The 22269-nt window shown below is 65.2% G+C and carries 15 protein-coding genes; 4 read left to right on the plus strand and 11 right to left on the minus strand.

Features of this window, described 5'->3' with window-relative positions:
* Both GXB81_RS21670 and GXB81_RS21675 read right to left on the minus strand, forming a co-directional pair.
* The coding region (locus GXB81_RS21670; RefSeq protein WP_346777811.1) for a peptidylprolyl isomerase at positions 1-985 on the minus strand (985 nt) is incomplete at its 3' end.
* A 65-nt stretch (positions 986-1050) separates the two neighbouring features.
* On the minus strand, positions 1051-3378 hold the full coding sequence (locus GXB81_RS21675) for an LPS-assembly protein LptD (RefSeq protein ID WP_240158595.1): 2328 nt from the start codon (positions 3376-3378) through the stop codon (positions 1051-1053).
* Between the two features lie 268 nt (positions 3379-3646).
* Between GXB81_RS21675 and GXB81_RS21680 the strand changes: the two genes are divergently transcribed.
* Both GXB81_RS21680 and murU read left to right on the plus strand, forming a co-directional pair.
* Complete coding sequence (locus GXB81_RS21680) at positions 3647-4714, plus strand: phosphotransferase (RefSeq protein WP_205990285.1); 1068 nt, start codon at positions 3647-3649, stop codon at positions 4712-4714.
* A gap of 3 nt (positions 4715-4717) precedes the next feature.
* Positions 4718-5437: an N-acetylmuramate alpha-1-phosphate uridylyltransferase MurU gene (murU, locus tag GXB81_RS21685; protein ID WP_167035854.1), complete on the plus strand. Its 720-nt coding sequence runs from the start codon at positions 4718-4720 to the stop codon at positions 5435-5437.
* A gap of 107 nt (positions 5438-5544) precedes the next feature.
* Here murU and GXB81_RS21690 read toward each other — a convergent pair whose 3' ends face one another.
* Complete coding sequence (locus GXB81_RS21690) at positions 5545-7452, minus strand: ABC transporter ATP-binding protein/permease (RefSeq protein WP_205990286.1); 1908 nt, start codon at positions 7450-7452, stop codon at positions 5545-5547.
* A gap of 299 nt (positions 7453-7751) precedes the next feature.
* Here GXB81_RS21690 and GXB81_RS21695 point away from each other — a divergent pair, with 299 nt between their 5' ends.
* On the plus strand, positions 7752-8147 hold the full coding sequence (locus GXB81_RS21695; RefSeq protein ID WP_167035848.1) for an acyl-CoA thioesterase: 396 nt from the start codon (positions 7752-7754) through the stop codon (positions 8145-8147).
* Positions 8148-8159: 12 nt separating this feature from the next.
* On the opposite strand, the gene GXB81_RS21700 is transcribed toward GXB81_RS21695, so the two are convergent.
* Entirely contained in the window at positions 8160-11261 is a 3102-nt protein-coding gene (locus GXB81_RS21700) for an EAL domain-containing protein (protein ID WP_205990287.1), read from the minus strand.
* Positions 11262-11662: 401 nt separating this feature from the next.
* Positions 11663-12139, minus strand: coding sequence for a nitrate reductase associated protein (locus GXB81_RS21705; RefSeq protein ID WP_205990288.1), 477 nt, complete (start codon positions 12137-12139; stop codon positions 11663-11665).
* 122 nt (positions 12140-12261) lie between these two features.
* On the opposite strand from GXB81_RS21705, the gene fdhD reads away from it, so the two are divergent.
* Complete coding sequence (fdhD, locus tag GXB81_RS21710; protein ID WP_241016467.1) at positions 12262-13179, plus strand: formate dehydrogenase accessory sulfurtransferase FdhD; 918 nt, start codon at positions 12262-12264, stop codon at positions 13177-13179.
* A gap of 193 nt (positions 13180-13372) precedes the next feature.
* Here fdhD and GXB81_RS21715 read toward each other — a convergent pair whose 3' ends face one another.
* The 6 genes from GXB81_RS21715 to clsB all read right to left on the minus strand — a co-directional run bounded on the left by GXB81_RS21715 (position 13373) and on the right by clsB (position 22242).
* Positions 13373-14143: an enoyl-CoA hydratase gene (locus GXB81_RS21715; protein WP_205990289.1), complete on the minus strand. Its 771-nt coding sequence runs from the start codon at positions 14141-14143 to the stop codon at positions 13373-13375.
* A gap of 127 nt (positions 14144-14270) precedes the next feature.
* On the minus strand, positions 14271-15470 hold the full coding sequence (locus GXB81_RS21720) for an acetyl-CoA C-acyltransferase (RefSeq protein ID WP_167035835.1): 1200 nt from the start codon (positions 15468-15470) through the stop codon (positions 14271-14273).
* Between the two features lie 14 nt (positions 15471-15484).
* The gene (locus tag GXB81_RS21725) at positions 15485-17920 is read right to left on the minus strand and encodes a 3-hydroxyacyl-CoA dehydrogenase/enoyl-CoA hydratase family protein (protein ID WP_205990290.1); all 2436 of its coding nucleotides are present in this window, start codon (positions 17918-17920) and stop codon (positions 15485-15487) included.
* A gap of 181 nt (positions 17921-18101) precedes the next feature.
* Positions 18102-19889 carry an acyl-CoA dehydrogenase C-terminal domain-containing protein gene (locus GXB81_RS21730; protein ID WP_205990291.1) on the minus strand — a complete coding sequence of 596 codons (1788 nt, stop codon included), beginning with the start codon at positions 19887-19889 and terminating at the stop codon, positions 18102-18104.
* A gap of 96 nt (positions 19890-19985) precedes the next feature.
* Positions 19986-20585, minus strand: a complete 600-nt coding sequence (locus GXB81_RS21735; RefSeq protein WP_167035826.1) for a TetR/AcrR family transcriptional regulator — start codon at positions 20583-20585, stop codon at positions 19986-19988.
* Positions 20586-21015: 430 nt separating this feature from the next.
* Entirely contained in the window at positions 21016-22242 is a 1227-nt protein-coding gene (gene clsB / locus GXB81_RS21740) for a cardiolipin synthase ClsB (protein WP_241016469.1), read from the minus strand.
* Between the last annotated feature and the right edge of the window lie 27 nt (positions 22243-22269).

The following is a 22269-nucleotide window of genomic DNA, read 5'->3' on the forward strand; positions in this document are numbered from 1 at the left end:
TCTCGCGCGCCTGCGGCTCCGAAATGCCGTCGCCGACGCGCAGCAGGATGTGGCGCACGTGCGTCTGCACGAGCTTCGGCGCGTCCGCCGTGGTGCCCTGGCCGGCGCGACGCTCGACGAGGCGCACGATCTCGAAGCCGTCGTTGGTGCGGATCACCTGCGGGTCGACCTCGCCCGGGCGCAGCGTTGCCGCGGCCGTGACGAACTCGGGCGGCAGCTTCGACGGCGCGAGGAAACCGAGGTCGCCGCCGTTCTTCGCCGCATCCGGCGCCTGCGAATTGGCCTTCGCGAGCTTTTCGAAGTTCGCGCCGCCCTTCGCTTCGGCGAGCAGCGCGTCAGCCTTCTTCTGCGCCGCTTCGATGTCGGTCTCCGACGCGTTCAGCGGCGCCTTCAGGAAAATGTGCTGGATGTGCAGATCGTTCGTCTGCCCGGCGTTCGGACCGCGCTGGCTCGCGATGTAGTTCACGACCTCGGCGTCCGTCACCGTGATCTTGCTGTCCACTTCCTTTTCGCGCAGACGCGAGAGCGTCAGCTCGGTGCGCGCGTCGCTCATGAAGGTGGTCCAGGGCACGCCTTCCGACTCGATGCGCGCGCGATACACCGCGAGCGTCATGTTGTTGGCCTGCGCGAGACGTTCGAGCGCGTGCTGCACGGCCGCGTCGTCGACGGTGATGCCGTCTTCCTTGGCTTTCTGCAGCTGGATGCGCTCCAGCACCATCTGCGTGAGCACCTGCTGGCGCAACTGGTCCATCGGCGGAACCGGCGCGTTCTGCTGGTTCAGCCGGCGCGTGATGAGGCCCATGCGTTCGTCGAGCTCACGCTGCGTGATGACGCCGTTGTTGACCACCGCGGCGATCGTGTCGACCGTCTGGCCGCCACTGTCGCTCAATGCCTGCGCCTGCGCCGGCGCAACCGGAAGGAAAGACGCCACGGCGACGAGAGCCGCCGCGAGCGTTGCCAAGCGAAGCTGTTTCATGATTGCCACAGATACTCCAATGATGTCGGGCGCTTCGCCCGTCTTTTCGCAAGCCATGAATGACCGGGCGACCGTCATTCGTAGTTGGTGAACCTCGACTCCGGCGGCGGCGGCGGCGGCAACGGCGTGTAACCGGCCACGCTGGTGCGGAACGCGGTCATCAGCCCGTTGTCGACGCTCGACAGCCCCTTGAACGTCAACTGCGCCAGAAACCGTGTGCTCGACTGATTCTGCCCCGAGGTGTTCAGGCCGTTCGCATAGCGCTGGATACCGGCGCCGAGCGTCCAGCAGTCCGCGTCGTATTGCAGGCCGATCAGGCCGTCGACGATCCGGTGGCCGCCGAGGTCGTAATTGAAGCGACCGACCCCGTACACCCGATGCGACAGAGGCCACTGGCCCGAAATCAGCACCTGATTGATCGGCTCGTTGTCGAGCGTGGTGTTGGCGCGCGTGTAGCGGTACGCGACATTGATCACCTTGCCGCTCGCCGGACTGAACCCGAAGCCGACGCTCGTCTTCGTGAGCTGATTGTTGTCGGCATTATATTGGAACGCAGTTTCCGAAGCGAAACCGGCGCCCAGCTTGACCGACGCGCCCGCGATCAGGTCCGAGTGCGTGGCCTCGGTGCTGGTCTGGCTCGGCTCCAGCGTGACGCGCTGATCCTGGAAGTAATACTGCTGCGCGATCACGAAGCGCGCGCGTTCGTCGCCGGTGGCCGGGTTGATGAAGCGCGTGGTGAGACCGACGGTCAGGCGGTTCGCGTCGGCGATCCGGTCGTTGCCGACGAAGGTGTTCGGCGTGAAGATTTCCGCGAGGCCGAAGTCGGAGTCGGCGGTGTCGAAGAGCGGCGCGTTGTCCTGGTTGCGGTACGGCGTGTACACGTAGTACAGGCGCGGTTCCAGCGTCTGGATGTAGTCCTGCCCGAACACGCGCACCGAGCGCTCGAACGTCAGCCCGGTGTCGAACGTGAAGGTCGGGATCGACTCGGTGAAATTCTTCTGCGCATTCGACACGCCCGACAGGTCGGTGCCAATATTGTTCAGGTTATACGACGCGAAGTGCCACTGGATCTTCGGCGTGACGAAGTAGCCCGGCCCCACCACCGAATACGACAGGTACGGGTTGAACAGCACCCGCTGGCCTTCGGTCACGTCGGCCGTCGTAATGCGGAAGTTCGTGTAGTCGGCCTCGGCGCCGAAGTCGAAGCCGCCGACGTTGTACTTCGCGTACTTCACGTTCAACTGCGGCTCGCGGCCGTACGGCGCGACCGACGGCTGCAGCGTCTGCCAGTGCTGCTCGCGCGCGAGCACGGACCACGGTCCGTTGTTGTAGGTCAACCCGGCTTCCTGCTGGTACAGGAGCTGGGTGCCGTTCATGAACTGGTTGACCGACGACGACAGGTCTTCCGGATACGTGTTGTCCGAAACCTTGTTGTAGTAGATGTAGCCGCCGAACCCGTTGCCGAAGTTCTGGTTGTGCTGGATGTACAGCGCGTAGCGGTTGGTCTTCGTCAGGTGATCGTCAGGCAGGAACTCGCCCGTGATCGAGCCGGAGTACGTCGGCGACAGATAGCGGAACGTGCTCTGCAGTTGCACACCGCGCTTCGAGATCAGGCGCGGCGTGAGCGTCAGGTCGCGATTCGGCGCGATGTTGAAGTAATACGGCACCGACAGTTCGAAGCCGTTCGACGAACTCAGCGAGAACGTGGGCGGCAGCAGGCCGCTGCGCCGGTCGCCCGAGAGCGGGAACGACAGCCACGGCGAGGCGAACACCGGCACGCCCTGGAAGAACAGCACGCTGTTGTAGGCGACGCCTTCGTCCGCGCCGGTATCGAAATCGAACTCGCTGCCCTTGATGTACCAGGCCGGATTGTCCGTGCACGAGCAGGCCGTGTAGGTGCCCTTCGTGAACACCGAGCGCTCGGCGTCGAGCAGGTCGACGCGCTGCGCGCTGCCCGAGCCGCCCGTCATGTTGAAGTGGTACTTCGGCGCGTTCATGAAGCCTTCGGTCGAATCGACGCGCAGATGCGCCTCGGGCCCGATGAAGGTGTTGCCGGTGTTGACCACGTGGACATTGCCGTAGGCATCGGCCATGTCCGTGTCCTGATCGTAGTGCAGCGCGTCGGCCTTGATGACGGCCGTGTTGTGACGCACTTCGGCCGAGCCCTTGGCCGCCAGATCCTGGTCGATCGTGCCGCTCGCCTGGTCGCCGAGCACGAAGGTGGCGGGCCGCTGGCCCGTCTGCAGCGGATGCTCTTCGAGCTGCGGAGCAAGCTGCATGCCCCACGGCGGATCGATCGCCTGCGGCTGCGCAGCTTCCCCCGCCAGCTGGGCGTGCGCCAGCGCGGGCATGAGGCCCGGAACGGCGATCAACGCCGCGACGAGCCGCCTTTTGCGCGGCATGACTGCACAGGAGGAATTGATTTTGGAAAGCTGTCTAGGCGGCATGTATCGTTTGGCAATCGGCCCGTGCCAACGCTTGCGTCATCGCGATCCACCGCCTGCACACCGCGACCGTGACAGTCGGCTGCACGTCAGGATTTACAGGTTGCCGAACGATAGGGCGGGCGGTGGAACGAAACACGCGCAAGCGGGCGTGCGAGTCGCGTCAAAAAAGTCGTGGGGTATTATATGGCAAGACGTTGCCCCCCAGAATTTGCCGCCGCTTTTCATGACGCCGCCTTCGAACCCAGACCTCACCGACTCCCGTCTCCCCCTGCTCAAAGCCTGGCTGCAAAACCACGCGGCACGCCATGCGCTCGAGCCCGACAGCCTCGTTGCCGCTTCGTCCGACGCCAGTTTCCGGCGCTATTTCCGGCTCGCCGGCAAGGCGGCGCAAGGCAACGGCGCGGCCACGCTGATCGCCGTCGACGCCCCGCCGCCCGAAAAATGCCGCGAGTTCGCGCAGATCGCGCAGTTGCTCGACGCGGCCGGCGTGCACGTGCCGCGCGTGCTCGAAGTCGATTTCGACGCGGGCTTCATGCTCGTCACCGACCTCGGCACCGCCTCGTACCTCGGCGCGCTGACCGGGGCGCAGACGAGCGGCGACGCGCGCGCGGCCCGCGCGCTGATGCGCGACGCGCTCGACGCGCTGATCCGCTGGCAACTGAGCTCGCGCGAAGACGTGCTGCCGCCGTTCGACGAAGCGTTCCTGCGCCGCGAGATGGAGCTCATGCCCGAGTGGTTCATCGGCCGGCACCTCGGCCGCGAGGTCGACGCCGCCACGCGCGCGCTGCTCGATCGCACGTTCGCGCTGCTGATCGCGAGCGCGCGCGCACAGCCGCAAGGCTTCATGCTGCGCGATTTCATGCCGCGCAATCTGATGATCGCCGAGCCCAATCCCGGCGTGCTCGACTTCCAGGACGCCGTGTACGGCCCGCTCACCTACGACGTGGTATCGCTGCTGCGCGACGCCTTCCTCAGCTGGGACGAGGAGTTCGAACTCGACTGCTTCGCGTACTACTGGGAGCGCGCCAAAAAAGCCGGCCTGCCCGTCGATGCCGATTTCGGCGAGTTCTACCGCCAGCTCGAATGGATGGGGCTGCAACGCCACATCAAGGTGCTGGGCCTCTTCTGCCGGATCCACTACCGCGACGGCAAGGCGCATTACATGAACGACCTGCCGCGCTTCATCGGCTATGCACGCAAGGTGGCGGAACGTTACGCGCCGCTGCGCCCGTTCGCGAAACTGCTCGACGACCTCGAAGGCCGCGCGCAGGAAGTCGGCTACACCTTCTGAGCGATGAGCCTCTCCGTGAAGAAAGCGATGATTTTCGCCGCGGGCCGCGGCGAGCGCATGCGCCCGTTGACCGACGCGTGTCCGAAGCCCCTGCTCGAAGCGGGCGGCAAGCCCTTGATCGTATGGCAGATCGAGCGCCTCGCGCGGGCCGGCATCGAGACGATCGTCATCAATCACGCGTGGCTCGGCGCACAGCTCGAAGCCGCGCTCGGCGACGGTTCGCGCTGGCAGATCGAGTTGCGCTATTCGGCCGAACCAGGGGGCGAGGCGCTGGAAACCGCGGGCGGCATCGCCTATGCGCTGCCGCTGCTCGAAGACGGGGGCGCGAGCGAAGTGTTCGTCGCGGTCGCCGGCGACGTGTATGCCGATTTCGATTACACGACGCTTACCGCGCATGCCGAACGCCTGCGCGCGCTGCCCGAGCCGGGCATGCATCTGGTGATGGTGCCGAACCCGCCGTTCCACCCGAACGGCGACTTCGGTTTCGCCGATGGCGTGCTGTCGCTCGATACGCCGCCGCGTCTCACGTTCGGCAGCATCGGGCTCTACGACACGCGCATGTTCCGCGCCCTGCCGCGCGGCACGCGGCGCGCGCTGAGCCCGTATTACCGCGAGACGATCGCGCGCGGCCTCGCGAGCGGCGAGCTGTACGAAGGCTTGTGGGAGAACGTCGGGACCCCGGAACAACTGGCAGCGCTCGATCGGCTGCTGCGGGCGCGCTGAGCCGCAGGTGGGTGTACTGAGCCGCAGGCGGGTGCACGGAACCGAAGGCGGGCACAGTTGCCCGCCGCGCGAGCCCAGCCCGAAGTAGAGCCCGCTGCCCCCGGCAATCACCGCGCGCCGGCGTCCGCCCCGACCTCGCCCTGCTTCAGGTCCGCCCCTTCCACCGCGTCCGGCGTCTGCGCGGCGCGCTGCTGCAACGCCCACATCTGCGCGAAGAGTCCATTTGCGCGCAGCAACTCCGCGTGCGTACCGCGCTCGACAATGCGCCCCTTGTCCATCACGATGATCTGCTGCGCGTGCACGACCGTCGAGAGCCGGTGCGCGATGATGAGCGTGGTGCGCTCGCGCGCGATCTGGTCGAGTTCGTGCTGGATCGCGCGCTCGGAGCGCGAATCGAGCGCGGACGTCGCCTCGTCGAACAGCAGGATCGGCGGATTCTTGAGGACGGTGCGCGCAATCGCGACGCGCTGCTTCTCGCCGCCCGAGAGCTTGAGCCCGCGCTCGCCGACCGGCGTGTCATAGCCCTTCGGCAGACTCTCGATGAACTCGTGGATATGCGCCGCGCGCGCCGCCGCGATCACTTCGTCGCGCGTCGCCGAGGGCCGGCCGTATGCGATGTTGTAGTAGATCGAATCGTTGAACAGCACCGTGTCCTGCGGCACGATGCCGATCGACGCGCGCAGCGAATCCTGCGTGACGTCGCGAATATCCTGCCCGTCGATCACGATCGCGCCGCCCGTCGCGCGGTCGAGATCGTAGAAGCGGAACAGCAGGCGCGCGAGCGTCGACTTGCCCGAGCCGCTATGGCCGACCACCGCCGTCGTCGTGCCGGCGGCGATCGTGAAGCTCACGTCGTGCAGAATCGGCCGCGCGGCCTCGTACGCGAAGCTCACGTGCTCGAAGCGCACCTGCGCGCCGGCCACGGCGAGCGGCGCCGCCGCGGGCGCGTCGGGCACTTCCCGGGGCGCGCCGAGCAGCGAGAACATGCGGTCCATGTCGGTCAGGCTCTGCTTCAGTTCGCGATACACGACACCGAGAAAATTGAGCGGAATATACAGCTGCAACATGAACGTGTTGATGAGCACGAGATCGCCGAGCGTGAGGCGCCCGGCCATTACGCCCTGGGTCGCGCGCCACAGGATGAACACGAGCCCCGTGCCGATGATCGCCTGCTGCCCGAAGTTCAGCGCCGACAGCGAGCGCTGCGACTTGATCGCCGCCGCGCGATAGCGCTTGAGGTTTTCGTCGTAACGATTCGCCTCCCACTCCTCGTTGCCGAAGTACTTGACGGTTTCGTAGTTGAGCAGCGAGTCGATCGCGCGCGAATTCGCCTTCGAATCGAGCTCGTTCATCGTGCGGCGAAAATGCGTGCGCCACTCCGTGACCTTCACCGTGAACACGATATACACCGCGAGCGCGACGAACGTGACGATCGCGTAATAGGCCTCGTATTTGACGACGAAAAAGCCGAGCACGAGACCGACTTCGACGAGCGTCGGCAGGATGCTGTAGAGCGAATAGGAAATCAGCTGCGTGATGCCGCGCGTGCCGCGCTCGATATCGCGCGACATGCCGCCCGTCTGCCGTTCGAGATGAAAGCGCAACGACAGCGCATGCAGATGGCGGAACACCTTCAGCGCAAGCTGGCGCACCGCGCTTTCGGTCACTTTCGAAAACAGGATCTCGCGCAGCTCGGTGAAAAACGAGGTCGATAGGCGCACCACCGCATACGCGACCACGAGCAGGCCGACGCCGCCGAGCAGCACGATGCCGGGCGCGTCCTGGGCGCGGCCGAGCGCGGTCAGATGCTGCACGGACGCGAGGCTGTCGACGATGCGCTTCATCACGATCGGCACGCCGAGATTGGCGACCTTCGCGCCGATCAGACAGCTCAGCGCGAAGCCGACGCGCCATTTGTAGGTGGCGAGGTACGGCAGCAGCGACAGGATCGTCTGCCAGTCGTTGCGAGGCTGGGTGGAAATCGGCGAGGGTTCGGACGAAGGCGAGCGGCGCATGGGGTCGGCTGGGGAAATAGGTGGAACTGCCGGAGCGCGCGGCGACGCGTGAGGTTCGCACCGCACATGACCCGGGCGAGCCGGCCGCAGCGCCCGATCCTGCCTGTGACGCTTCGGGCGGCTCGCGCTTCGCTGGGCTGGGCGCTTTCCCGTACAATTCCTGATCTTCGCATTGTCGCAGAAGCCGGCTGGCGCCGCTTTTCATGGGCCGCGGGCGTCACGCCCCGGCCGGCCGCCCGGGGCCCACGGTCAAGGCGCTCCAGCCGATACGCGTGAACACGTTTCCCAAGGATGTCCCGATGACCGATCTTCTGCAACTTCCGTCCAAATCCTGCGCGCTGCGCGTGATGCCGCAGCCGGCGGACGCGAACATCCACGGCGACGTGTTCGGCGGCTGGATCATGGCCCAGGTCGACATTGCCGGCTCGATCCCGGCAAGCCGTCGCGCGAACGGGCGCGTCGCGACAATTGCGGTCAATTCGTTCCTGTTCAAGCAGCCGGTGTTCGTCGGCGATCTGCTGAGCTTTTACGCCGATATCATCAAGACCGGCAACACGTCGGTCACGGTGTCGGTCGAGGTTTACGCGCAGCGCATGAGCCTCGCCCAGGAAGTCGTGAAGGTCACCGAAGCCACCCTGACCTACGTCGCCACCGACAGCAACCGCCGGCCACGCCCGCTGCCCGCGCTCGGCTGAGTCGCCGGCGCCTCAGGCCGTCTCCAGCTCCTTCACCAGTCCGCCGTTCAGCAGCGCCGAAATCGCATCGGTCGACAACGGCTTCGCGAAGTAATAGCCCTGCATTTCGTCGCACTCGCGCTCGCGCAGGAAATCGAGTTGCGCGGACGTCTCCACGCCCTCGGCGATCACCTGCAGCTTCAGCGAATGCGCGAGCGCAATGATCGCCGAGGTGATCGTTTCGTCGTCACCCGAGACGCCGATATCCGACACGAACGAGCGGTCGATCTTGAGCCGGTCCACCGGGAAGCGCTTCAGGTAGCTCAAGCTCGAATAGCCGGTGCCGAAGTCGTCGATGGCGAGACCGATGCCGAGCGCGTGCAGTTCGTTGAGCATCGACACGGCTTCTTCGGCGTTGCGCATGATCGTGCTCTCGGTCAGTTCGAGTTCGAGGTATTTCGGTTCGAGCCCGGTTTCGGCGAGCACCTGCATGACGAGCTTCGCGATGTCGCGCTGCTGGAACACGCGCGCCGACAGGTTCACCGACACGCGCGCGGGCGGCAGCCCCTCGTCCTGCCACGCCTTGTTCTGGCGGCACGCTTCGCGCAGCACCCATTCCGACAGCGGACCGATCAGCCCGCTCTCTTCCGCGAGCGGAATGAACGACGACGGCGGCACGAGCCCGACCTCGGGGTCATGCCAGCGCACCAGTGCCTCGATACCGACGATCTGCCCGCTGCCGATATCGACCTGCGGCTGGTAATGCAGCAGAAACTCGTTGTCGCGCAGCGCGCGGCGCAAACGCCGTTCGAGATTCAGGCGCACGCCCGCGCTCGCGTTCATCTCCGGCTGATAGAACTGGAACGTGTTGCGGCCCATGTCCTTCGCGCGATACATCGCGACGTCGGCCTTCTTCATCAGCGTTTCGGCGTCGTCGCCGTCCTGCGGGAACAGGCTCGCGCCCATGCTGCAGCCGACGTACAACTCGTTGCCGTCGAGCCAGACCGGCTCCGCGATCGACGAGCGCACGCGCTCCATCCACGCGATCAGCGATTTTTCGTCGACGGTGTCGGTCATCACGATCACGAACTCGTCGCCGCCGTGCCGCGCGATCGTGTCGCTCGTGCGCGAGCAGCGCGTGAGCCGTTCGGCGACCACGCCGAGCAGCCTATCGCCGACGCTGTGGCCGAGGCTGTCGTTGACGTTCTTGAAGCCGTCGAGATCGAGAAACACGACCGCCACGCCGCTGTGATGCCGCCGCGCGAGAACGAGCGCATGTTCGAGCCGGTCGCGCAGCAGATTGCGGTTCGGCAGCCGCGTGAGGCTATCGTAATTGGCCTGATATTCGAGCTGCTCCTGATAGCGGATCAACTCGGTCACGTCGTTGATCACGCCGATGTGATGCGTAATCACGCCATCCGCGTCCGGCACCGGCGCGATGAACAGCTGATTCCAGAACAGCGCGCCGTCCTTGCGATAGTTGCGCACCACCGCGCTGACCTCGCGGTTCGCCGCGAGCGCCTCGCGAATCAGCGCGACGCCTTCCTGCTCGCGGTCGTCGCGTTGCAGCACGCGGCAGTCGTGGCCGATCACCTCGGCGGGATCGTAGCCGGTGATGCGCATGAAGGCCGGGTTCACGTATTCGATCAGATTGCCCGCCGGCGACGGCGCCGTAATCAGGATCGCGTTGACGCTCGCGTCGAGCGCGCGGCTTTGCAGACGCAGCGCGAGGTCGGCGCGCTTGCGCTCGGTCACGTCCTGGTACGAGCCGAGCACGCCGATCACGCGGCCGTCGCCGTCGGTGAACGGCTGCTTGCTCGTGATGCGCGTGCGGTACTCGCCGTCGATCATCAGTTCGACTTCGTAGTTCATCTGCGGCACGCCGGTACTGACCACTTCGGTGTCGTATTCGGTCATCTCGCTCGCGAACTTGCTCCACGGCAGATCGGCGTCGCTCTTGCCGACCACCTGCTCGGGATACGCGAGCCCCGCGTCGCGCGCGAACGCCATGTTGCAGCCGAGATAGCGCGAGTTCAGATCCTTCCAGAAAATGCGCTGCGGAATGCTGTCGATCACGGCTTCGAGCATCTGGTTCGAGCGCCGCGCTTCGGCTTCGGCATTGATCTGCTCGGTGACGTCGTCGGCGAGCACGAAAAACGCGTCGCAGCCCATGAAGTTCAGCGCGTGATACGACACGTCGACGCTGATGATCTTGCCGTCCTTGCGGCGGTGACGCCAGATGCCCGCCATCGTGTGGCCGTGAACGACTGCCGGGCAGCGGGCGAGATGCGCTTCGAGGCGCGCGATCTCGGGCTGCGTGCGGATCGCACGAATCGTCATGCCGAGAAACTCGCTTTCCGAGTAGCCGTATTGCTGGACCGCGGCCGCGTTGACGGCGAGAAAGCGCAGCGTCTCGCGATCGAAGATGTACATCGGCGCGGCGTGATCGTCGAACAGGCTGCGAAAGCGTTGTTCGCCGCGCACGAGCGCGCGGGCGCTGTGCAGCTTTTCGCGCGCGCTGCTCTCGCGCGCGCCGAACGTCATGATGAGCAGCGTGCTGCCGGCGAGCATCGTCACAATCAGCACGAAAGTCGCGCGTTCGCCGTCACTCGCCGCCGCTGCGAGGGAGTTCTGCAACGCGCGGTTTTCCTCGGCGCGCAGCGCGGCGAGCGCCGCCTGCACACGTCTGAGCGCGGGCGTGAGACGCGTGGGCGCGGCCGCCTCGCTCGACGCCTCTGGCACGGCGGCCGTGCTCTGCCGCTCGGCGTCGATGTCGTGTTGCAGCGCGAGACTGTCCGTGGAAAGCCGGGTCAGCGCGCCGCTCATCAACGGCTCGTCCGTGAAGTCGTCGCGCAGCTCGAGCTCCAGGCTGACGAGCTTCGAGCTCGTCGCGGCGGCCGTGTCGAGCGGCGCGCGCTGGCCCGACGCTTCGAAGCGGCCGAGCGCGGCAAGCGCGTTGTCGAGCGTCGCCCGGTAGGCATCGAGGTGCTGGCGCACGCTCGTCGAACGCAACATGCGCACGTCGGCGTCACTTTGTCCGCGGATCTGCGTGTAGGCGACCAACGCGTTGGCGCCGACCGCCACGACGACGACCGCCAGGTTGATCAGCAGCCGCTTCGATAAGAAAGAATTCATGGATTCCGAACGTCAATCGTTCCGAGGGCGGAAGCGCTCGCTTTCGGTGCGTCCTGCGGCATCGATGCGAATCTTTTTACGCGCTAACTTATGGATAACGACCGCGTTGCGAAAAGATTGAGGGAGGGAAGGAAAAAATACCGTCGCGGGATAGCGGCCGCGAGCGATCGGAGGTAGAGGGCGAGAGGCGGGGCGAGGCTCGGGATACGTCGCGCTGGGACCGAAAGCGAGGTGGCTTCTTTGGAGCCCCTTCGTGGATCGAGCGTTCGATCAGTATCGCAATGCTGACTCTTTTATAGAATCGCATTGCACTATGACAGGACGATGTTGGACCTTGCCTCGCCGATGAACGGCACGTCGCGCCGATCGCCGCACGACACGCGCAAGACAAGCGGCCGCGCCTAGCCGGCCGCGCCGAACTCCTTCATCGCCGGGACGAAGTCGTGATTCGCCTCGGGCTTGCGCGACAGCTTGGCGAGCACGTAGCGCTTGAACGGATCGAGTTCGGCCCAGCGCGCGACGCTCGGCGCGGCGAGGCCCGCGAGTCCCGCCTGATGCGCGACGCCTGCGGGCACGTCGTCGATGCGGCGCCATGCGGGGGCGGCTTCGGGCGTGAACCACTCCGGCTCGACGTTCGCGTGAGTGCGCAGCATTTCGAACAGCGCGTGATCGAAGTTCGGTTCGGTTTCGATGTCCTCGTCGACCGGAAAGCGCGCGAGCAGCTTGCGGTCTTCGAGCGGCAACTGCTGCCATTGATCGAGCGAAATACGCAGCCCGAAACGATCGAGATTGAAGCGCACCGACATCGGGATATAGGTGAAATTCTCCGAAGACGCGACTTCGAAGTCGAACAGAAGCGGGGCTTCGTTGAGTGCCATGACCAGGCTCCTTCGCGGTGACGGACAGCATGCGGGCGTCGCTTGAGGTATTTTAGAACCTTATTCGCGCGACATCGCGGGCAAACGCCCGTGAGCGCGGCATGGTACAGGAGCAAAGCAGCTTGAACGGACAGGAAATCGGGCAGAACGGCGGGCAGGGAATCGGCCAGGACCACGCGCCCAACAACGCTCAGCGAGGCGGCACGGACCACGACGCCACCGAACAACCCGGCGCGGTGCAGCGCGAGGTGCGCCGGCATCGCGGCGCGCAGGTCGAAACCGTCACCGATCACGTCGGCCAGGAATGGCCGGTCGCGCTCGTCTTCAACGGCATTTCGCATGCGGTGATGATGTGTACGCCGCGCGACCTCGAAGCGTTCGCGGTCGGCTTCGCGATTTCGGAAGGCATCGTCGAGCGTGGCAGCGACATTCGGGACATCGAGGTCGAGTTGCACGACGATGGCGAGCTGCCGCACGCGGAAGTGCAGCTACAGGTCGTGCAACAGGCGTTCGTCGCGTTGAAGGAAAAGCGCCGCGCGCTCGCGGGGCGCACCGGCTGTGGCGTATGCGGGATCGAAAGCATCGATCTGCTCGATCTGAAGCCGGCTCGCGTGCCCGACACCGGCTTTCTGCAACGGCTCGCGCCCGATGCGATCGCGCGCGCCGCGCGTGCCCTGCCCGAGCATCAGGCGCTCACGCGTCTGACGGGCGGCCTGCACGCGGCCGCGTGGTGCGATGCGGCAGGCGCGATCCGCCATGCGTTCGAGGACGTCGGCCGCCACAACGCGCTCGACAAACTGATCGGCCAGCTCGTGCTCGATCGCGCGGATACGCGTGATGGCTTCGTGTTTCTGTCGAGCCGCGCGAGTTATGAACTCGTGCGCAAGGCCGCGCGCGTCGACGTGCCGATGCTCGCGACGATCTCCGCGCCGTCCTCGCTGGCGATTACGATTGCGCGTCAGGCGGGCGTGCGGCTCGTGAGCTTCTGCCGCGAAAGCAGCTACGTCGATTACGACACGGGGCAGTCGCCGCAATCGTGAGCGATTGAAGCGGCGGTCAGCCCCGAACCGCACCATCTCGACTTACGCCGCCTCAACTACGGCACACCGCGCGCCAGCGGGGCAAGGCCGATCGAAGCGATAAAGCAATAAAGCGGCAATAAAGCGACTATGAGCCGCAACGGCCGGCACCGCCAACCCGGCGCGGCGCGGTGCCATGTATGCCGCCCCCGCCTCAATCGAACTGCCGGAAATCCGGCTTGCGCTTCTCGAAGAACGCCTTGAACGCCTCGCGTGCTTCGGGCGCGAGCAGCATCTTGCCGAAGTGCACGGCCTCCTCGCTCATCTGCGTTTGCAGTTCCTGGCGGCTCGCGTGCTTCATCAAACTCTTCGTCACGCGCAGCGACGAAGCCGGCAGCGCCGCCAGCTTCGCGGCCTGCGCCGCCGCGAACGCATCGACCTCGCCGGCCGGCAGCACGCGATTGACGAAGCCCATGCGGTGCGCCTCGGCCGCGTCGAACGCCTCGCCGAGCAGCAGTTTTTCCGCCGCCGCCTGATAGCCGCCCACGCGCGGCAGCAGCAGGCTCGACGCCGCTTCCGGACACAGCCCGAGCTGCGTGAACGGCAGCGAGAAGCTCGCGGTATCGGCCGCATAGACGAGATCGCAGTGCAGCAGCAGCGTCGTGCCGATGCCCACCGCCGGCCCCGCGACCGATGCCACCACCGGTTTCTCCGCCGAGCTGATCGCGCGCAGGAACTGGAACACCGGCGCGTTCTCGCCCATCGGCGGCGTCTTCATGAAATCGTCGAGATCGTTGCCGGCGCTGAAAATGCCGGCGCTGCCGCGCACCAGGATCGCGCGCACCGACGCGTCGCGCTGCGCCTCGACAAGCGCATCGGCCATCGTCTGATACATCGCGGCCGTGATCGCGTTCTTCCTGCCGGGCCGGTTGAAAGCGATCGTCAGCACCGCGTCGGCGCGCTCGACCAGAATATCCGTCGTCATCCCGTTCATCTCCTTTCGGTCCTGCCGAATGTAAAAACGGTCCGCAAGCCTCGCGGCCTGCGAACCGTTGCGCGGCTAGTGGTGCACCGCGTGAGTCATGGGGTGGATCACTGCGAGGATCACCCGCTTACAGCCGCTCGATGATGCCCGCCGCGCCCATGCCGGTGCCGACGCACATCGTCACCATGCCGTACTTGTAGTTGCGGCGGCGCAGGCCGTGCACCACGGTCGCCGCACGGATCGCGCCCGTCGCGCCGAGCGGGTGGCCCAAGGCGATCGCGCCGCCGAGCGGATTGATCTTCGAGGTGTCGAGGCCGAGGTCCTGGATCACCGCGAGCGATTGCGCGGCAAACGCTTCGTTCAGCTCGATCCAGTCGAGGTCGTCCTGCTTCAGGCCCGCGGCCTTCAGCGCGGCCGGAATCGCTTCCTTCGGGCCGATGCCCATGATTTCCGGCGGCACGCCGCGCACCGCGAAGCTGACGAAGCGCGCGAGCGGCGTCAGGTTGAACTGCTTGAGGATCTTTTCCGATACGACGATCAGCGCGCCCGCGCCGTCCGAGGTCTGCGAGCTATTGCCGGCCGTGACCGAGCCCTTGTTCGCGAACACCGCGCGCAGCTTCGCGAGCCCTTCCATCGAGGTATCCGCGCGCGGACCTTCGTCGAGCGCAACCTCGCGCGTCTTCACGCTGACTTCGCCGGTGGCGAGATCAGGCAAGCGCTCGGTGATCGTGTAGGCAGCGATCTCGTCGTTGAATTCGCCGGCCTGCTGCGCGGCGATCGCGCGGCGATGCGATTCGACCGAGAACGCGTCCTGTGCTTCGCGGCTGATCTTCCAGCGCTCGGCGACCTTCTCGGCGGTCAGGCCCATGCCGTACGCGATGCCGACGTCTTCGCTGCGATCGAAGATATGCGGCGACAGCGACGGCTTGTTGCCCATCATCGGCACCATGCTCATCGATTCGCAGCCGCCCGCGATCATCGCGTCCGCCTCGCCGACGCGGATGCGGTCCGCGGCCATCGCGAGCGCGGTCAGCCCCGAGGCGCAGAAGCGGTTCACCGTGACGCCGCCGACCGTGTTCGGCAGGCCGGCGAGCAGCGCGCCGATCCGCGCGACGTTGAGGCCCTGCTCCGCTTCGGGAATCGCGCAGCCGACGATCGCGTCTTCGATCACGCCGGTGTCGAGGCCGGGCACCTGCGCCACGGCCGACCTGATCGCGTGGACGAGCAGTTCGTCCGGGCGCGTGTTGCGGAACATGCCGCGCGGCGCCTTGCCGATCGGCGTGCGGCTCGCGGCGACGATATATGCGTCTTGCAATTGCTTTGCCATGTGTGATTCTCCGCTTAATTGCGCACCGGCTTGCCGGTCTGCAGCATGCCCATGATCCGTTCCTGCGTCTTCTGCGTGCCGAGCAGGTCGACGAACGCGCGCCGTTCGAGTTGCAGCAGCCATTCCTCGTCGACGAGGCTGCCCGCTTCGACGTCGCCGCCGCACACCGCCTCGGCGATGCGGCTCGCGATCAGGAAATCGTGCTCGCTGATGAAACGGCCGTCGCGCATGTTGACGAGCGAGGCTTTGATCGTCGAGATCGCCGAGCGGCCCGCGACCGGCACCTGAGTCGCGCGCAGCGGCGCACGGTAACCGGATGCGGCCAACGCGCGCGCTTCCTTCTTCGCCACGTCGAGCAGTTCGAACACGTTGAAGACGATCGTGTCGGACGGCTTCAGATAGCCCATCGCGCGGGCGTCGAGCGCGGAAGCCGAGACCTTCGCCATCGCCGCGTTTTCGAACGATTTCTGCAGGAACTTCAGCAGATCGCTGGTCGCGCCGACCTGGCTTGCCGCTTCGGCCGCGCGCAACGCCGCTTCCTTCAGACCGCCGCCTGCCGGCACGAGACCCACGCCGACTTCGACGAGCCCCATATAGCTCTCGATGTGCGCGACCCGTTTCGCGCTATGCAGCGCAAGCTCGCAGCCGCCGCCGAGCGCGATGCCCGAGATCGCCGCAATGACCGGCACGTTCGCGTACTTCACGCGCAGCATGCCCTGCTGGAATTTCTTCACGAACGGCTCGATACCCTTCGCACCGCCCATCATGAACGCGGGCATCGCTTCTTCGAGATTCGCGCCCGCCGAGAACGGACCGCCCGGCGTGCCGAGTTTCAGCGAGGTCGGCTGCCACACGACGAGGCCCTTGTAGTCCTGCTCGGCCAGTTCGATCGCCTGCACGATGCCGTCGATCACCGACGGTCCGATCGTGTTCATCTTGCTCTTGAACGAGAGGATCAGGACGTCGTTCTCGCCCGCGCGGTCGTCGACCCATGCGCGCACCGCCTCGGTCTCGAACAGCGTCTTGCCGTAGGTCTTCGGATCGGCGCCGGTTTCGCCGACGAGCGGCGCGCGGAACACCTGCCTCCTGTACACGTCGAGCGACGAGCGCGGCACGAAGCTCTGCGTGGCCGGCGACCACGAACCTTCGGCCGTATGCACGCCGCCCTTTTCGGCGACCGCGCCTTCGAGCACCCACGACGGCAGCGGCACGTTGGCGAGCCCCTTGCCCGCCGCGATGTCTTCCTGCACCCACTCGGCAACCTGCTTCCAGCCGGCCGTCTGCCAGCCTTCGAACGGGCCTTCGTTCCAGCCGAAGCCCCAGCGGATCGCGAGGTCGACGTCGCGCGCGTTATCCGCGATCGACTCCAGATGCACGGCGATGTAGTGATAGACGTCGCGGAAGATCGACCACAGGAACTGCGCCTGCGGGTGCTGCGTTTCGCGCAGCAGCTTCAGACGCTCGGCAGCGGGACGCTTGAGAATGCGGCCGACGATGTCGTCCGCCTTCGCACCACCCTCGACGTACTCGCCCGTCTTCGGGTCGAGCACCTTGATCGCCTTGCCTTCCTTGCGGTAGAAGCCCGCGCCGGTCTTCTGGCCGAGCGCGCCCTGCTTCACGAGTTCGGCCAGCACGGCCGGCGTTTCGTAGACCGGGAAGAACGGGTCGTCGGGCAGCGTGTCCTGCATCGTCTTGATGACGTGCGCCATCGTGTCGAGACCGACCACGTCGGCGGTGCGGAACGTCGCCGACTTCGCGCGGCCGAGGCGCGCGCCGGTCAGGTCGTCCACTTCGTCGAAACGCAGGCCGAACTTCGCAGCCTCGGTCATGACCGCGAGGATCGAGAAAATGCCGACGCGGTTCGCGATGAAATTCGGTGTGTCTTTCGCCCGCACGACGCCCTTGCCGACCACGCTGGTCAGGAACGTTTCGAGCTGGTCGAGAATTTCGGGGCGCGTCGTCGCGGTCGGGATCAGCTCGACCAGATGCATGTAGCGCGGCGGATTGAAGAAGTGCACGCCGCAGAAGCGCGCCTTCAGGTCGTCCGCGAAACCTTCGGAGAGTGCCGTGATCGACAGGCCCGAGGTGTTGGTCGCGAAGATCGCGTTCGCGCCGATATGCGGTGCAACCTTCCTGTACAGGTCGTGCTTCCAGTCCATGCGTTCGGCGATCGCTTCGATCACGACGTCGCATTCGGCGAGCTTTTCGATGTCGTCGTCATAGTTGGCCGGCTGGATGTATTGCGCGTCGTCCTTCACGCCGAACGGCGCCGGCGACAGCTTCTTCAGATTCTCGATCGCCTTCAGCGCGATGCCGTTTTTCGGGCCTTCCTTGGCAGGCAGGTCGAACAGCAGCACGGGCACCTTGGCGTTGATGAGGTGCGCCGCGATCTGTGCGCCCATCACGCCGGCGCCGAGCACGGCGACCTTGCGAATGATCAGATTGCTCACGTCGTTTCTCCGGGAATTGATGCGGTGTCGCGAAGCTTCAGCGGCGCTTCGCGCGAGGTTTGTCTCGGTGGGTCTTTAGCTGGGTCTTTCGCTGTTTTTTGCGATACATCCCGCGTGCAGTTCGAACGAGGCGTCGCGCATCCGGCACGCGCGCCCGCCTCGCTCGTTTTCAGCGCGAGCGTCAGAACAACGCTTCGTCGACTTCCATCATCGACTTCGAACCGGCGCGCGCCTGGCGGATCGTCATCGCCGTTTCGGGCAGCAGCCTGGCGAAGTAGAAGCGCGCGGTGGCGAGCTTCGCCTTGTAGAACGAATCGCCCGATGCTTCCCTGTCGAGCGCGATACGCGCCATGCGCGCCCAGAAGTACGAGAACACCAGATGGCCGACCGTGCGCAGATACGGCACGGCCGCGGCGCCGACTTCGTCGGGGTTCTGCATCGCCTTCATGCCGATTTCCATCGTCAGCTTCTGCACCTTTTCGCCGATGTCGGCGAGCGGGTTCACGAACTCCTGCATTTCCGGCTTGATACCTTCGGCCTCGACGAATTCGGCGACGAGCTTGCCGAACTTCTTCATCTTCGCGCCCATGTCGCCGAGCACCTTGCGGCCGAGCAGGTCGAGCGACTGGATGCCGTTGGTGCCTTCGTAGATCATGTTGATGCGCGCATCGCGCACGTACTGCTCCATGCCCCATTCGGCGATGAAGCCGTGGCCGCCGTAAATCTGCATCGCATGATTGGTGCCTTCGAAGGCGTTGTCCGAGAGGAACGCCTTCAGGATCGGCGTGAGCAGCGCGACGAGGTCGGCGGCTTCCTTGCGCTCGGCTTCGTCGGCGTGCGAGAGCTCCTTGTCGATCTGCAGCGCGGCCCAGTACGAGAACGCGCGGCCGGCTTCGGCGTAGGCCTTCTGCGTGAGCAGCATGCGGCGCACGTCCGGATGCACGATGATCGGATCGGCGGCTTTTTCAGGCGCCTTCGGGCCCGTCAGCGAACGCATCTGCAGACGCTCTTTCGCGTACGTGAGCGAATTCTGATAAGCGACTTCGGTGAGGCCGAGGCTCTGCATGCCGACGCCGAGACGCGCGGCATTCATCATCACGAACATCGCGTTCAGGCCTTTGTTCGGCTCGCCGACGAGCCAGCCCTTCGCGTTGTCGAGATTGATCACGCAGGTCGCGTTGCCGTGGATACCCATCTTGTGCTCGATCGAGCCGCACTTCACGCCGTTGCGCTCGCCGGGCTCGCCCGCTTCGTTCGGGATGAACTTCGGCACGATGAAGAGCGATATGCCCTTGGTGCCCTTCGGCGCATCGGGCAGACGCGCGAGCACGAGGTGAACGATGTTTTCCGACAGATCGTGCTCGCCGCTCGAAATAAAAATCTTCGTGCCGCTGATCGCATACGAGCCGTCGCTGTTCGGCTCGGCCTTGGTGCGCAGGATGCCGAGGTCGGTGCCGCAATGCGGCTCGGTCAGACACATCGTGCCGGTCCAGACGCCGGCGACGAGCTTCGGCAGATAGCGCTGCTGCAACTCGGGCGTGCCATGCGCATGCAGACATTCGTACGCGCCGTGCGAGAGGCCCGGGTACATCGTCCACGCCTGATTCGCCGAGTTCAGCATTTCGTAGAGCGCGTTGTTGACGAACGCGGGCAACCCCTGGCCGCCGTATTCCGGATCGCAGCCGAGCGCCGGCCAGCCGGCTTTGACGTATTGCGCATAGGCTTCCTTGAAGCCCTTCGGCGTGGTCACGACGCCGTCGCCGGCGTACGTGCAGCCTTCCTGGTCGCCGCTGTGATTAAGCGGGAACAGCACTTCGGAGCAGAACTTGCCGGCTTCCTCGAGCACCGCGTTGATCGTGTCGGCGTCGAGATCGGCGTGCTTCGGCATTTGCCGGAGTTCGGCTTCGACGTTGAGCAATTCGTGCAACACGAATTGCATGTCGCGCAGCGGCGCGGCGTACTGTCCCATGACTCTCTCCCAAGTTTGACAAAAAGCCAGGCCGTTGGCCGGGTCCGTGAACGGACCTCTTGCGCCGCGCGATTCCAGGAAGTCCTGGCGACGCGGCTAACGGCTTTCGCTCTGATACGAATCAATCAGTTTTTCCAGCGCGGCCCACGTGAGACGCACCGCATCGGGCAGATGCAGGAAGCGCGCGTCGTGATGCAGGCCGAGCGTGACGCTATACAGTTCGAACAGCATCAGTTGCGGATCGGTATCGGCACGCAGATGCCCTTCGTCCATTGCCTGCGAAATCGCGCGCGTGAGCGCCGCACGCCAGATCGTCACGCTCGACACCAGTTGCTCGCGCACCTGGCTATCCGCGCGATCGTCGTATTCGACGGCGCCGCTGATATAGATGCACCCGGTCGTGACTTCCTGAATGCGTTTCTCGATCCAGCGGGAAATCATCGCGCGCAACCGCGGCAAACCGCGGGGCTCGCGCAGACTCGGGAAAAACACCTCGTCTTCGAAACGGCGGTGATATTCGCGCACGACCTCGACCTGCAGATCCTCGCGCGACCCGAAATGCGCGAACACACCGCTTTTGCTCATCTGCATACGCTCGGCCAGCAAACCGATGGTGAGACCTTCGAGTCCGTCACGGCTTGCCAGATCGAGTGCTGCATCGAGAATCGCCGCTCGCGTTTGTTCGCCTTTTCGCATAGCTGTTCTTACCGTTCTAATGTGATCGAAATAAAATCGAACGGACGTACTATTATTAAGTGCTGCCGTCCGCGAAACAAGGACTTTATTAGAAACCGGTGTCTAACCAGCGTTCTAATTTTGCGGCTTTCGACAATCAGATCAATCAGATTTTTAGAGGCGTTTGTCTTGAAACGAGGGTTGCCGATCAGCGTATGCGTGTTCTCGTTGCCGGATTCCTGCAAGCAAACCGGCGTGATGGTTGTCGCATCTCGCTGCCTGGCTGTCTCGCTGCTCGATCGCCGCTTCGATTCTCCATTTGATCGCCTCGTCGATTGCCTTCGTGCCCGCTTTTTCTGTCCGTTGCTTCTGTCTGTTGCTTCCAGTGCCTGTTCTATCGCTTCTCCAACCATCGCCGCCCGTCGCCATGATGCAGCAAGCGAGCCGCGCGCTAGTCGTAGCCCCCCACCGTCAACAGCTTCATCGCGACGCGGTAGCTCGTGTACGCGAGCCAGTTCAGCACGCGCACGCGCGCCGGACGCGAGTCGTAGTGCGCTTCGTCGATGGGACGCGCATCCGCGAACGCGCCGAGAATCGCCTCGCGCAAGCCCGCGATCGACGGATCGTTGATGAGCACGACGTTCGCCTCGTTGTTGAGCATCAGGCTCAGCGCGTCGAGATTCGACGAACCCACCGTGCCCCAGCTCGAATCGACCACGGCGACCTTGCCGTGCAGCAGCGTCTTCTCGTATTCGGCGATCTGCACGCCCGCGCGCAGCAACGCGTGATAAAGAAACGGCACCGCGTAATCGAGCGCCTTGAACTCCTTGCGTCCGATGATCAGCTTCACGACCACGCCGCGGCGCGCCGCGACCACGAGCGCGCGGCGCAGCTTGCGCCCCGGCATGAAGTACGGATTCGCCAGCAGGATTTCGCGGCGCGCCTGGCCGATCGCGGCCAGATACGCCTTCTCGATCGCGCGGCGGTTGATGAGGTTGTCGCGCGCGACGAAAGCCACGCACGGCTCGCCGGCCGCCCACAACTCCTTGTTGCGGCGCCGCCGACGCCGCCGCAGACTGCCGAGCGAAGCGGTATCGTGCGGCGTGAGGTCGGGCCTCATCGATTCGAGCGACCGATGCCCGACGCGAATGCGCCGCCACTGCACCTCGAACGCTTCGTGCACATCGATAACGACAGGCCCCTGCAATTCGACCGCAAAATCCCAGCGCCGGTACGGCAGCTTCTCGCCGTTGTTGTCGTAGTCGTCGACGATATTGATGCCGCCGCAATAGGCGTATTGATCGTCGATCACCGCGAGCTTGCGGTGCGTGCGCGAAAAGCCGAAGCGGCCGAACAGATGCGGGTTGTAGATGCGATGCTCGATGCCGCCCGCCGGCCATGGCTCGAACATCTTCAGACGCGCAGTGCCGACGCCGTCGGTAATCACGCGCACCCTGACACCGCGCGCAGCAGCGCGCAGCAACGCTTCGTTGACGTCCTGGCCAGCTTCGTCGTCGCAGAAGATGTAGGTTTCGAGCATGACGTCGCGCTGCGCGGCGTCGATGCGCGCGATCAGCGCGCTGAAGAACTCGTCGCCGGAGCGCAGCAGCCTGACCTCGTTGTGACTGGTGAAGCGGTAGCGCTGCCAGTAACGGCGGCCGAGCAGCGTGTGGCGCAGTCGGGCGAAACGGCCCGCGCCGCCTGC

The sequence above is a fragment of the Paraburkholderia sp. Ac-20336 genome, assembly GCF_017105025.1.
In the GTDB taxonomy this organism is placed as follows: domain Bacteria; phylum Pseudomonadota; class Gammaproteobacteria; order Burkholderiales; family Burkholderiaceae; genus Paraburkholderia.

Excerpts from the sequence above, each read along its gene's own strand:
- GXB81_RS21700 (WP_205990287.1), bottom strand. The coding sequence starts at position 11,261 with ATGAATTCTTTCTTATCGAAGCGGCTGCTGATCAACCTGGCGGTCGTC.
- GXB81_RS21675 (WP_240158595.1), bottom strand. The coding sequence starts at position 3,378 with ATGCCGCGCAAAAGGCGGCTCGTCGCGGCGTTGATCGCCGTTCCGGGC.
- GXB81_RS21735 (WP_167035826.1), bottom strand. The coding sequence starts at position 20,585 with ATGCGAAAAGGCGAACAAACGCGAGCGGCGATTCTCGATGCAGCACTC.
- GXB81_RS21695 (WP_167035848.1), top strand. The coding sequence starts at position 7,752 with ATGACCGATCTTCTGCAACTTCCGTCCAAATCCTGCGCGCTGCGCGTG.
- GXB81_RS21720 (WP_167035835.1), bottom strand. The coding sequence starts at position 15,470 with ATGGCAAAGCAATTGCAAGACGCATATATCGTCGCCGCGAGCCGCACG.
- GXB81_RS21715 (WP_205990289.1), bottom strand. The coding sequence starts at position 14,143 with ATGACGACGGATATTCTGGTCGAGCGCGCCGACGCGGTGCTGACGATC.
- GXB81_RS21730 (WP_205990291.1), bottom strand. The coding sequence starts at position 19,889 with ATGGGACAGTACGCCGCGCCGCTGCGCGACATGCAATTCGTGTTGCAC.
- GXB81_RS21705 (WP_205990288.1), bottom strand. The coding sequence starts at position 12,139 with ATGGCACTCAACGAAGCCCCGCTTCTGTTCGACTTCGAAGTCGCGTCT.
- GXB81_RS21690 (WP_205990286.1), bottom strand. The coding sequence starts at position 7,452 with ATGCGCCGCTCGCCTTCGTCCGAACCCTCGCCGATTTCCACCCAGCCT.
- GXB81_RS21680 (WP_205990285.1), top strand. The coding sequence starts at position 3,647 with ATGACGCCGCCTTCGAACCCAGACCTCACCGACTCCCGTCTCCCCCTG.
- murU (WP_167035854.1), top strand. The coding sequence starts at position 4,718 with ATGAGCCTCTCCGTGAAGAAAGCGATGATTTTCGCCGCGGGCCGCGGC.